The sequence below is a fragment of the Thalassotalea nanhaiensis genome, from assembly GCF_031583575.1.
In the GTDB taxonomy this organism is placed as follows: Bacteria; Pseudomonadota; Gammaproteobacteria; order Enterobacterales; family Alteromonadaceae; genus Thalassotalea_A; species Thalassotalea_A nanhaiensis.
This window is the reverse complement of record NZ_CP134146.1, coordinates 1,166,703-1,179,923: the sequence shown is the minus strand read 5'-3', so window position 1 is coordinate 1,179,923 and position 13,221 is coordinate 1,166,703. Positions and strand designations below refer to the sequence as shown.

Sequence of the window (13,221 nt, the reverse complement as noted above, 5' to 3'; positions counted from 1 at the left end):
TTACTTCTTCGCCTTTTGTTCAAATAATTCTTTGTGTTGTAATAATTGTTGTTGGGTCAATTTAAACACACCTAAACCACCGTGTTCAAAATCAATCCAAGTAAAATCTACTTCAGGATATTCTGCAGAAACATGAAGCATTGAGTTACCTACTTCACAGATTAATACACCTTCATCAGATAAATGCTCACTGGCCTGTGCCAGTATTGTGCGGACAATATCTAAACCGTCATCTCCGCAACCTAAGCCCATTTCTGGCTCATGATGAAATTCATCAGGCATATCACCGATGTCTTCGGCATCTACATAGGGAGGGTTGGTTACTATCAAATCATATTTTCCACCAGGAACACCAGAGAAAACGTCAGATTTAATCGGAATAACTTGTTCATTTAATTCATGGTTATGAATATTTAAGCTTGCCACCTCTAATGCATCGTCAGATAAGTCTAGCGCATCAACTTCGGCTTCAGGAAATGCATAGGCACATGCGATAGCAATACAGCCACTGCCCGTGCACAAATCTAGGATACGCGCAGGTACTGCTGTAATTTGGTCGCTAAATTTATTTTCAATTAATTCGCCAATAGGCGAACGAGGTACAAGTACACGCTCATCTACGTAAAAAGGCAAACCGGCAAAATACGCTAGGTTAGTTAAATAAGCTGCAGGAATGCGTTCATCAATACGGCGTAAAATTAAATTTATCACCTCAATCTTTTCTGTTTTGGTGAGGCGAGTTTGCATTATTGCATTGTCCATATTGCCCGGTAGATGCAATGCAAATAGCGTTAAATTAACAACTTCATCCCAAGCATTATCGCTACCGTGTCCGTAATAAAGATCGGCCTCATTAAATCGACTCACTCCCCACCTTAAAAAATCGGCTATGGTGTGTAAGTCAGTGGTGACTTCATCAATATTTAACTCAAGCAATGTTGGCTCCTAAAGGGTTATTCAGTGTTATTTAAACTTTAAATAATTTACACTATGGCAATGAAATTCAAAGATGCTCTCAATGAGAACGAAAAAAATATATTTAAAGAGGCGATAGGCAAAGTAAAGCCTATTAAGCAGGACACAATACACCCGCAAACTCTTGTCAGCAAGAAGAAAAGTATACAACAAAAGCAAAAAAAAGAGTTCGAAAAACAGCAGTTTTTCTTTTCCGATGAATTTGAGCCAAATTTAGAAACAAAAGGCCCGATGAAATACGTAAAAGAAGGTGTAGACGCTTTTGAAGCAAAGCTTTTACGTAGAGGTGAATATACCCCTGAGCTCATCCTGGATTTACACGGTTTAAAGCAGCAGGAATCAAAACAAGAAATTGCCGCCCTGTTAGCCGCATGTATAAAGCAACATGTAAATTGCGCTTGTATTATTCATGGTATTGGTAATCGAGTTTTAAAAACAAAAGTACCGCATTGGTTGGTGCAACACCCGGATGTAATGGCATTTCATCAAGCACCTCTTGAGTATGGTGGTGATGGCGCCTTGTTGGTATTAATTGATTTAAAAGATGATTTATTTTGTAAATCGTAAAGCTAAAGGAGTCCAATATTTTATTGGACTTTTTGTTATGAACGTTAGCAAAAGTCCCCTGGACATACATGATTTACAATATGTCCTGCCATTAATTTAGTATTATAGTCAATTTGGGCGATGGCCGCGGTAGAAAAAATTGGCGCGCTTTTCTCAAATGACATTTCTGCAAGTAAATAACTTACCAAAGGCATGTGCGAGACAATCAGTATATTGTTATAGCGCTCAAGCGCTATAGTGCCATCTAAGTAGTCATGCACTTCACTCGCAGAGCCAGCAGGAGTGATCAAGTCTAAGGTATGTAAAACCGCGCTGGCATTTAGTTCTGTTGTTAATGTTTGCGCTGACTGTTGTGCTCTTAGGTATGGGCTTACAAATACCGCGTCAAACTCAACATTCTCATTTGCTAGCCACTTAGCCATCACTTTAACTTCCAATATACCTTGCTCAGTTAAAGGTCTTTGATCGTCGATATGGACTTTAGTATCGGCGTCGCCGTGGCGCATGATAAATATGTTCATTGTAATACCAATTCAGTCAGGGACTGTGTTCTTCTCATACTATTGACGGTCACTTTTAAAGTGTATCGCATTAGCATTGGCTTAATTTTCGACAATAATAAAGAATTACGTGCCATAGATAAACAATAGTTCAGAAATAAATTGTTATCAGGTATATTATTTATTATATATTTAGTAATAATTTTATATATTTACCAAAAATAATCAGTCATTGTTTTTAAACTTGGCAGTGGAGCCTTTATTGAAGCAAAGCCCAAACGATCCTAAGCAGTATAAGCCGATTACATTAGCAAATGGTTTACGTGTTTTATTGATTGAGAATAACGAATCGAACCGTAGCGCTGCAGCCCTTGCTGTGAATGCCGGTCATTTTGACGATCCTAAGGATAGACAAGGCTTAGCACACTTTTTAGAGCATATGCTGTTTTTGGGTACTGAGAAGTATCCAGAAAGTGGCGAATATCAACAATATTTATCCCAACACAACGGCTCTAATAATGCTTGGACAGGCACTGAGCACACTTGCTATTATTTTGACATTAACCAAAAACACTTTAATGATGCATTAGATCGTTTCAGTCAATTTTTTACCGCCCCACTGTTATCACAAGAGTTTATTGAAAAAGAAAGACAAAACATTGACGCTGAATTTAAGTTAAAGCTTAAAGACGATATGCGTCGTATTTATGATGTCCACAAAGAAACAATTAATCCTGAGCACCCGTTTAGTAAATTCTCTGTAGGCAGTTTAGATACTCTTTCAGACAAAGCAGACAGTTGTTTGAAAGATGAAGTGACTCGGTTTTATAATGAATATTACCGCGCCGAACGGATGACGCTTGCTGTCGAGGGGCCTCAACCAATCGCTGAATTGGAGCGATTGGTGATAGAAAAGTTTTCAGCTATCAAGTCTGAACAACATACTAAAATAGAAGTGACTGAACCGTTGTATAAAAAACAACACCTTGGTATCACTGTTGAAATTAAACCCGAAAAAAATGATCGTAAACTTATTTTAAGTTTTGCCATGCCGGGTATAGACAGCTCATATTTATATAAACCAGTGAGCTATTTAAGTTACCTGTTAGGCCATGAAGGCAGCGGCAGTATTTTAGCCTATTTAAAAAACAAACAATGGGCAATGGCATTAACGTCAGGTGGCGGAGTTAACGGGGCAAACTTTAAAGACTTTAATATAAGTTTACGATTGACCGAAGAAGGCGAACAACATCAAGATGAGATTGTGTCCTTGGTGTTTGCTTATATTCAGTTGATGAAAAAAGACGGGATTAACAGCACTTATTTTAATGAGAAAAAGGCAATTTCTGAATTCTCATTTCAATATCAAGAAAAACTAAAACCGCTAGACTCAGTGAATCAGCTGGTCATTAATATGCAACATTATCCTGAGCATGATTACATTTATGGTGATTATGTTATGGCAGAACTTAAGCCCGATTTAGTCGCTGAATTTTTAGATTATTTACGCCCTGATAACATGCGTATCATCCGCGTGAATCAACACGTGAAAACCGATAGAACAAGTTATTGGTATAAAGTTCCTTATAAAACCGCTACGATTGCAACGGAGTTAATTACTCGTTGGAAAAATGATCTTGTCTTTAAAGAGTTAAGTTTACCAGCACCTAATCCATATATTGTCGATGAACCAACACTCGTTCCGGCCAAAAATGAAGTATCAGTGCCGGCGTTGATCAAAGATAAACCTGGCTTAAAAGTGTGGTTTAAACAAGACAGCTCTTTTTTCGTCCCTAAAGGGCAAATATTTATTGGCATTGACTCAACAGTTGCGGTTGAGAGTAAAGCCCATATCGCCATGACTCGATTATTTGTTGAGTTATTTAGTGACTCGGTACTTGAACAAAATTATCACGCAGAACTCGCGGGCATTCATTATCACTTATATCCACACCAAGGAGGGATGACGTTACAGTTATCAGGCATTAATGAAAAGCAGCCGTTATTGTTAGCAAACCTGCTTGATAGCATCAAAGATCATTCCTTGGCGATAGAGCGGTTTAATTTATTTAAAAAGCAGTTAGTGGTTAATTGGCGAAATGCGCAAAAGAGTAAATCAATTTCTCAATTATTTGCTAAATTAAGCGCTTTAATGAAGCCTTACAGCCCTAGCAGCAAAGACTTAGCTGATGCATTAGAGCAAGTAAGTTATCAACGGTTTACCGAATTTTGTGAAGCATATTTCAACAAGCTATGTATTGAAGTATTCATTTATGGTAACTGGTTAGAGCCACAAGCAACGAGTATGGCGAAATTAATCAGTGCCAAACTGTCTGAGCATTTAGACGAAAATGAAGCCGTGAACGGAAAAGTTGTGGACTATCAAGATAAAGGCGCAAGCTTACTGCCGTTACATATACCAGATCATGACTATGCCAGCGTCATTTATTACCCAATGCCAAATGACGATGTTAAAAGCGTGGCAATAACTATGGTCACCAGCCATTTGTTATCACCACATTTTTTTCATCAAATGCGAACCGAACGGCAGTTTGGTTACTTGGTAGGTGTTGGCTATGTACCAATGAACCGATTCCCAGGAGTCGCCTTTTACATTCAATCTCCAGATACAACCAGTGATGCCCTATTTTCGGCGATGGATGAATTCATTAATGAGTTTGACGTCAGTATATCAAGTGATGAATGGCTGCATTTACAGCAAGGGTTAATTGGACAGCTGCAAGAGAAAGACACTAGCCCAAGAATAAAAAGCCAACGTTATTGGATGAGTATATGCAATAAAGATTATGGTTTTGATCAAAAAGAAAAATTGATTAGTGAAATTGAACACTTAACACTTGCAGACATCGCGAGCTTTATCAAAAACACACTCGCCAACAACGGGCTAGTAGATAAGATTTGTTTAGCATCGGTAAAGCACTCTGATGAACTTTCGTATTTGCTAAATAATCATAGAGTTATTAAAGACATCGATGAATTTCATCAAATAACTCCACATAAATCCTAACCAAATTGGCAGCAATTAATTCGTCGCTTAAATGCTAATATTTAAGGTGGGTTATTTACAAAATATTCACCTTTAAATTGGCCAGTAATTGTTTTAAGATGATACTTGTGTATATAGCAATTTCAGTGTTTTTTCATTTATTGTTATCAAAATAATACGTCTCTTTGTCAGAGGCAAAGCAATACGCAAAGGCCTTGTGTGCAGTTTAATAAAAATAACAAGATAAACGTTAATGCTATAAACATACTCCAATTAATCATGGTAACTCTGCTTGCCATTTTTTCGCTCTCAGCGCATTCATCCTCACAAACACCGATCAAGTTTCAACAATTATCTATTGAACAAGGACTTTCGCAAAGTAGTGTATATTCTATAGCACAAGACCAAGAAGGCTTTATTTGGCTTGCCACCCAAGATGGCCTGAATCGATATGATGGTTATGAATTTTCTTATTATAGAAATGAAATTGATAACCCGAACTCCTTATTAAACAACTTTGTAAGAGTTGTATTTGTAGATAGTTCAAATGGTTTATGGGTTGGAACTCAGAGTGGACTTAGTAAATATAACCCTAAAACAAATGAGTTTATTAATACATATTCAAAATTTAAAGATCAGGCTATTTGGAGTATTTTCGAAGATAATAAAAAAGATATATTTATTTCTACCGGTGATAGCCTACACAAACTTAACAAGCAAACAGAAACTTTTTCAAAAATAAACTTCAGAGAAAACACAAAAAACCTAAAAGAAATCAAATCAATATTCCAAGACGATAATAATTATTATTGGTTAGGAACTTATGAAAATGGCCTTTATATTATTAATGATGAATTTAATTTCACCTCACCACTGAATGGAAAAAATAAATGGCATCTTAACATCGATGCTAGTGGAATCTTTGAAATTAAAGAAATAGAAAATAATTTTTGGGTAGCCACTGATAATGGCATTTTCATAATTGACAAAAACTATAAACTTAAAAAGAAAATATTAGCTGAAAATTATGGTGTTAGCAGCATGGCTAACAGAACAAGAAGCATTAACAAAGTAAGCGATTACGAATTATTAATTGGAACCGAAAGTGGTTTATATACATATAACCTTATCGAAGATACATTAGCAGAAAAGAATATCTCTCAATTAGATTCAACCGCATTAGAGATGAAGTTTGTCTATTCAATTTTTAAGGATAAGTCGAATACAACTTGGGTAGGGACTATTTCGAGTGGTGTAAATAAATATAGCTCTTCCTATTCTCTCTTCCCGCATTATTTATCTAGCGACCTTAAAAACAAAAAAAATGTATTAGGATTTGCCGAACTTCCAAATGGTGATATATGGATTTATACCGAGTTCAACGGGCTATATTCGATAAATCCATATACAAATGAAATATCGAAAGCACCAATAGAAATAAATGGCAGGTTAAATACATTTTTACCTGATGAAAAAAATAACCTTTGGTTAATTACTTATGAGAATGAATTAATCTATTTTGACATATCCAATAACTCATTAACCAAGGATGACTCTTTCAACTCTTTGGATAAAGTTCTTAATGATAGAATTGACTTTTTAGCTTTAGACAATGAAATTTGGTTCGGTTCACAAAACTCATCGTTACACAGATATAACATTAAAAAGAAAAGACTTACCTCTTATAAATTAAATGATGAGAACCATCTTATTTATACTATATCAGCCACTAAAAATGACGAAGTTTGGATTAACACTAATCAAGGTGAAATTTATAAATTTATACCAAAATCTGAAACATTTTCACAATTAACCCTACCTAAAAATAAAATTTTAGAAGAAAACCAAGTTAGTTATATCAATGAAGAAAATGGTTTTATTTGGTTCAGTTTTTGGGACAAGGGATTACTATTATTAGATAAAAAAACGAATGAATATTTTCATTTTAACGAAAATTCTGGTTTAGCAAACAACTTCACAACTAACTTATTATTAGACGATTCTGGTGATGCCTGGATTAGCTCAAATAAAGGTATTAGTAAAATAAGCCCAATAACAAAATCCATTTCTAATTTTGATTCTAGTTATGGATTACAATCTAATGAATTTTGGGAAGGTTCCTCTCTAAAAAGTAGTCAAGGGCGATTGTTTTTCGGTGGAATCAATGGATTTAATAGTTTTTTTCCTGAGGATATAAAACTAGATTCACAATTACTTTCACCTCCAATTTTAACGAAACTTAGAATATCAAATAAAGAAGTAAAAATAACTAAAACAAAGAACTCTGTTGAACAAGATTTGCTTACAAGTCGGCTTGCAACGCTAGATGAAATAACACTTAGATATGATCAATCCCCTTTCACTTTGGAGTTCTTAACGCCAAACTCGAGTATGCCTGAGCAAGTTCTTTATAGATATAAGCTAGTTGGCTTAGACCATAATTGGATTGAAACTGATTATAAAAATAGAAGAGCAACTTACACAAATCTCGTTGCCGGTGATTACCCTTTTTTATTAGAAGCTTATGACTCAACTATTAATAAATATGTACAACTAAAGGGTTTTAAAATAACAATTTTGCCGCCTTGGTGGAAAACTAATACAGCATGGGCTGTATATATACTTTGTTGTTTATTTATTATTTATTACTTTATTCGTCAAGCTCAAAATAAAGAACAAACCAATATAAAAATCAAAGAGTCGGAAGAGCGATTAAAACTAGCTTTATGGGGCTCTGGCGATGAAATGTGGGATTGGAACCTAAAAACCAATCAAATGTTTCGTTCAAACATTTGGGGGATATTAGATTTTCCTCTTGAAGGCTCAGAGACGAGTGAAGACGGCGAAGAGCGCCGTAACATTCATCCACAAGATTACCCAAGAGTTAAGCAATTATTACTTGAGCATAAAGAAGGAAAATCTGAGCATTATGAAGCCGCATATCGAGTAAAAGATAAAACCAACAATTGGTTATGGGTGCTTGATAGAGGTAAGATTGTAGAACGTGATGAGGATGATGCGCCATTGCGTATGACTGGTACCTTAAAAGATATCAGTCAAATAAAAGCCAATGAAGAAAGCTTAAAACTTTTTGCTAAATGTATTGAAAACATATCTGATGCAGTAGTGGTTTACGACAATCAATTTAAATTGGTCGATTGTAATATTTCATATCAAACGATAACAGGCCAAACCAGAACTGAAGCGTTAGGGCAACTGTTAGCCTTTAACTCTTACCCTGAAAGCTTTTTACAGAACCTGAAAAAGAACCTTATGTCACACGGCACCTGGCAAGGCGAAATTGAAAGTAAACGCTCTAATGGTGATTCGTATTTGATTGATATCACCATCGATATTATCCGCGATGAAAACGACAAAATATCGCATTTTGTTGGTGTATTCTCAGATATTACCAAACGTAAAGAAACAGAAGCAGAATTACGTAAGCTGGCTAACTCTGATACATTAACAGGCTTGCCTAATAGATCGTTTTTCCAAGCGAATCATTCTCAGTTAGTTAGCCAAGATATTGAACATGCATTGCTTGTATTTGATTTAGATAACTTTAAAAAAATCAACGACTCTCTTGGCCATCAAATTGGTGATGTATTGTTATGTAAAGTAACCGAGCGTATTGCAACCATCGGGAATATAAAAGACACCTGTTACCGTTTAGGTGGCGATGAATTTGCACTCATACTTGAAGGCACTAACGATGTTCATAAAATCACATCTATTGCTGATGAAGTATTAAATACCATCGTTGAGCCCTACTATATTCGCCAACAAGAAATATCTTTATCTTGTAGTATCGGCATAGTGTTGTTCCCTGATGATGGTGAAAATTCACATGAGCTGTTAAAGAACGCCGATACCGCTATGTATCATGCAAAAGATAAAGGTGGTGATACCTATCAATTCTTTAACGATTCAATGAACAAACAAGCAGTTAAACGATTACAGATAGAAAATTTAATACGTCACGGTTTAAAAGAAGACCTTTTCTCAGTGTTTTATCAACCTAAAATTGATGTTGCCAGCGGTAAAGTAAAAGGCATGGAAGCTCTGGTACGTTTTGAGGCGGGTAATAAAGGCATTATACGTCCTGATATATTTATTCCAATTTCAGAAGAAACCGGACAAATTATCGAGATTGGCGAAATAGTTTTACGTAAAGCATGCTTAGCAACTAAAGCATGGTTAGATAACGGTATGTTTAAAGGCCGAATAGCAGTAAACCTTTCAGCGGTACAATTTAGGCAGCCTAATTTAGTTAATGTTATTGCAGAAATATTAGAGGAAACCAAGTTACCAGCGAAACATCTCGAACTTGAGATCACTGAAGGTACTGTAATGAACTCGCCGCAAGAAGCGATAGAGCTTATGCATCAAATTAGAAAGATGGGGGTAAACTTATCTTTAGATGACTTTGGTACAGGTTACTCCTCTCTTGCGTATTTAAAACAGTTCCCGCTTAATACCTTAAAAATTGATAAAGCGTTTGTTGACGATATAGAAAATTCCGAAGAAGGCCGGAACATGGTTGCCACTATTGTAACTATCGCCCATAACCTTGGCATGGATGTTGTAGCAGAAGGTGTCGAAACCGAAAGCCAACTTAAATACCTTAAAACGCTCAATTGTGAACAAATGCAAGGTTATTTATATTCTAAGCCTTTAGCTGAAGAAGATTTTGGCCGCTATTTGCTTTCCCACATCATCACCAATAAATCGACACCGTACAATAATATTTAACTCTCAATTCAAATGATTGACATTAAATGACCTTGTTTAAAAGCAAGGTTTTCTACTTCACCGTTCATTAGACAACTGTTCAATTTAAAAATTTCTCGTCACAAAATACGAAAAAACTATTATTCCCCCTTCACAAATAAAAGCGTAACGAAAACAAGTTTTTAAACTTTATTTTAACTTTTATAAAAGTTGGCATGCTATTAGCTTAAATATACCTATATGTAAATTCTCAAAAATAAAAATAGGAAATACCATGCTTAGTTCATTAATTTTTTCAGTATTACTTTCGACCGGTGCTCCATCGATGGATGCACCTATTGTTAACAACCCTATAGAATCTGGCACAACGAAAGTTCGCATTCAGCCTATGGGCACAACGAAAGTTCGCATCAAGCCTATGGGTACAACGAAAGTTCGCATCAAACCTATGGGTACAACGAAAGTTCGCATCAAGCCTATGGGCACAACTAAAGTTCGTATCAAGCCTATGGGCACAACAAAAGTTCGTATCAAGCCTATGGGCACAACGAAAGTTCGCATCTAGGAGATAAGACAATGATTGCAATGATTAAAACAATATTTACGTCTAAAACTACAGCCAAGCAAGTAGCAGACAGCATTGAAATTCGTGAAATGTCAGCAAACAGCTGGTGGTCATAAGCCTTTATAGATAAGGCTTTGAGGTGATTATGTTAAGAGTATTTACTGCTATATTTAGCACTAAGAAAGTAACTAAAGCACCAACAAGAATTGAAGTGTATGAAATGAGCGCCTCGAACTGGTTCTCATAAAAGACTAAGCAGTTTTCAACGCATAGTTAATGCTATGCAGTATAAGCGATTATGCGTTGAAGATACCAAACTTAGTACCAAACCTTTTAAATGTTTTCATGCGTTTCTCCATGCAGAACATTGGCCATACTAATGGACCTAGTACAAAGCCAGCCGTAGCCCAACGCTTACGCCCCATACCGGACTGTAGAGCTTGGCAATAAAAGAAAACGGCACATAGTAAGGAAACAACAACAAACAACATATTTAACTCTACACGACTCATAGGACAACTTAAGGGCGCGTAGTATAACAAATAGACTATTTACACTAAAGTGATTTTCGCGTGTTTTTCAAGCATATTTGTTAACCTCTTATATCCATTCAATAATTTTTTTTTTATTAACTCCTAAAATAAAAAAAGAGGCAATAAATTGCCCCTTAGTCATTAAAGCGGCAAGTGATTACCGCTTTTGTTTTGCATCTTACTTAATAACAAGTTCGATTAGTTTGTGCCATTTCTACTAATGCAGCACACGGCTCAAAGTGATCACCATATTTATCTTGATAAGCGCTTAGCTTTTCAACAACAGTTGAAGCACCTAAACTATCAAGGTACCTAAACGGTCCGCCTATGAATGGAGGGAAGCCGATACCGAATATAGTGCCAATATCGCCATCTCTCGCATTACGAATAATGCCTTCATCTAAACAACGGACTGCTTCATTCACCATTAACAATACACAGCGTTCATTGATTTCTTGCGCACTTAACTTGCTTGCTGGTTGAATATTCAATAGTGAGTAGACAGTTTCATCAACTTCTTTGCCATTGGCTTTTTTACCAGAGTAATTATAAAAGCCTTTATTGGTTTTACGGCCCTTGCGGTTGTCGTCAATAAGTTTGTTAAATGCATCCGGCGCTTTAAATCGTTCCCCTAGCTCGTCCACCAATATAGGACTAATTTTAGCACCAATATCAATACCAACCTCATCCAATAACTTTATTGGACCAACAGGGAAGCCAAACTTAACCAGAGCACGATCAATCTTCTCAATTGGCTCACCAGCTAATAAAATATTGGCTGCTTCATTTACATAAGGGGCTAAAATTCGGTTTACATAAAAACCTGCTTTATCTTTAACAACAATTGGCGTTTTACCTTGTCGCTTAGCAAATGCAACTGTAGTAGAAATTGTTTCATCTGATGTTTTCTCATGAGCGATAATTTCAGCAAGCGGCATTTTATCTACTGGCGAGAAATAATGCAGACCAATAACGTTTTCAGGCTTAGCTGCTTTGGCTGCTATTTGATTAATTGGTAAAGACGATGTGTTACTGGCAAAAATGATCCCATCTTTACAGTTAGCCTCAATGTCAGCCACCATAGATTGTTTAAGGCCTAAATCTTCAAATACCGCTTCAATGATCATGTCTGCATCTTTAAAGCCAGCATAATCTACAGTTCCAGTTACCATGTTCAGCTGTTTTTGCATGGCACTTTGCGACATGAATCTGCGTTTTACTTTTTTATTTAAAATATCAAAGCTGTACTTTAACGCATGTGAAATACCAGTATGGTTAATATCTTTTATACGCACAGGTGTTTTGGCATTATTGGCTGAAACATACGCGATGCCTCCACCCATTAAACCACCACCAAGAACGCCAACTTTATTTACTTTAGCTGGTGCTACTCCTGCAACGCCCTGCTCCTTTTTCATTTCGGTAGTAGCAAAGAATAAATTGCGGAGCTGTTTTGACTCTGCTGTTTGGGTCAGCTCACCAAAGTTGTACGCTTCTATAGCTAATCCTTTAGTAGTGCCTTTTTCATATCCAGTACGAATACAGTCAATAATTTTTAACGGCGCAGGATAGTTACCTTTCGTTTTGGCAAGTACTGTTTTTGAAGCCTGATCAAACACTATCTTTCTGCCGAATGGGTTAGACTCTAATGCTTTTTCAACAATACTTACTTTTCTATTTGCTTTACGCTTGCCAGTTTGTGCCATTTTAATGGCAACATCTAATAATACCGAGTTAGGTACTACGTCTAACACAAGACCAGCTTTTAATGCTTGTTTAGGACGCAACTGTTTACCCGTTAACATCATGTCCAACGACTTTTGCAAACCAACCAGCTTCGGTAAACGCTGTGTACCGCCACTGCCAGGTAGAAGCCCTAGCTGTACCTCAGGTAACCCTAATACAGTTTTATTTGAATCACTACAAACTCGCATATGACACGCCATAGCAAGCTCTAAACCACCGCCTAAACATGGGCCATTGATTGCGGCAACAACAGGGATTGATAACTGCTCAAGTTGATTAAAAATCATCTGTCCGCCAGCAGCAATTTCAGTTGCTTGCTGCGCTGTTTCACATTTATCAAGCATTGTAATGTCTGCGCCGGCCACAAAAGAATTACTTTTACCGCTGTAAATCACTAAACCAGTAATTGAGCTATCGCTCTTAACTTGTTTTAAAATCTCTTGAATTTGCTCAGCAAACTCTGCTTTAAGCACATTCATGGTTTCGTTTTGCACATCAATCTTTAACAGCGCAATACCATTGTCTTGTGGCGTTAGTGTAAATGTAGACATTGAATTTTCAGTTTGAGTTTCTTGTTTAGTTACATCAGTCATT

The 13,221-nt window shown here is 36.4% G+C and carries 8 protein-coding genes; 4 read left to right on the top strand and 4 right to left on the bottom strand.

What is annotated here, in order from left to right; all coding sequences use genetic code 11:
* Complete coding sequence (gene prmB / locus RI845_RS05370; protein ID WP_348388720.1) at positions 1–936, bottom strand: 50S ribosomal protein L3 N(5)-glutamine methyltransferase; 936 nt, start codon at positions 934–936, stop codon at positions 1–3.
* A gap of 54 nt (positions 937–990) precedes the next feature.
* Between prmB and smrB the strand changes: the two genes are divergently transcribed.
* On the top strand, positions 991–1,542 hold the full coding sequence (smrB, locus tag RI845_RS05365) for an endonuclease SmrB (RefSeq protein WP_348388719.1): 552 nt from the start codon (positions 991–993) through the stop codon (positions 1,540–1,542).
* Positions 1,543–1,586: 44 nt separating this feature from the next.
* Here smrB and sixA read toward each other — a convergent pair whose 3' ends face one another.
* Positions 1,587–2,063 (bottom strand): phosphohistidine phosphatase SixA, encoded by a 477-nt coding sequence (gene sixA / locus RI845_RS05360; RefSeq protein ID WP_348388718.1) that lies wholly within the window; start codon positions 2,061–2,063, stop codon positions 1,587–1,589.
* A 241-nt stretch (positions 2,064–2,304) separates the two neighbouring features.
* Here sixA and RI845_RS05355 point away from each other — a divergent pair, with 241 nt between their 5' ends.
* The 3 genes from RI845_RS05355 to RI845_RS05345 all read left to right on the top strand — a co-directional run bounded on the left by RI845_RS05355 (position 2,305) and on the right by RI845_RS05345 (position 10,348).
* Positions 2,305–5,070: an insulinase family protein gene (locus RI845_RS05355; RefSeq protein WP_348388717.1), complete on the top strand. Its 2,766-nt coding sequence runs from the start codon at positions 2,305–2,307 to the stop codon at positions 5,068–5,070.
* Between the two features lie 198 nt (positions 5,071–5,268).
* On the top strand, positions 5,269–9,804 hold the full coding sequence (locus RI845_RS05350) for an EAL domain-containing protein (RefSeq protein ID WP_348388716.1): 4,536 nt from the start codon (positions 5,269–5,271) through the stop codon (positions 9,802–9,804).
* A gap of 253 nt (positions 9,805–10,057) precedes the next feature.
* Positions 10,058–10,348, top strand: coding sequence for a hypothetical protein (locus tag RI845_RS05345; protein ID WP_348388715.1), 291 nt, complete (start codon positions 10,058–10,060; stop codon positions 10,346–10,348).
* A gap of 296 nt (positions 10,349–10,644) precedes the next feature.
* Here RI845_RS05345 and RI845_RS05340 read toward each other — a convergent pair whose 3' ends face one another.
* Positions 10,645–10,860 (bottom strand): hypothetical protein, encoded by a 216-nt coding sequence (locus RI845_RS05340; RefSeq protein ID WP_348388714.1) that lies wholly within the window; start codon positions 10,858–10,860, stop codon positions 10,645–10,647.
* A gap of 203 nt (positions 10,861–11,063) precedes the next feature.
* On the bottom strand, positions 11,064–13,220 hold the full coding sequence (gene fadJ / locus RI845_RS05335) for a fatty acid oxidation complex subunit alpha FadJ (protein WP_348388713.1): 2,157 nt from the start codon (positions 13,218–13,220) through the stop codon (positions 11,064–11,066).
* Between the last annotated feature and the right edge of the window lies 1 nt (position 13,221).

What these genes read in the sequence shown, in the direction of transcription:
- sixA (WP_348388718.1), bottom strand. Translation starts at nt 2,063, where the DNA reads ATGAACATATTTATCATGCGCCACGGCGACGCCGATACTAAAGTCCAT.
- smrB (WP_348388719.1), top strand. Translation starts at nt 991, where the DNA reads ATGGCAATGAAATTCAAAGATGCTCTCAATGAGAACGAAAAAAATATA.
- fadJ (WP_348388713.1), bottom strand. Translation starts at nt 13,220, where the DNA reads ATGACTGATGTAACTAAACAAGAAACTCAAACTGAAAATTCAATGTCT.
- RI845_RS05340 (WP_348388714.1), bottom strand. Translation starts at nt 10,860, where the DNA reads ATGAGTCGTGTAGAGTTAAATATGTTGTTTGTTGTTGTTTCCTTACTA.
- RI845_RS05345 (WP_348388715.1), top strand. Translation starts at nt 10,058, where the DNA reads ATGCTTAGTTCATTAATTTTTTCAGTATTACTTTCGACCGGTGCTCCA.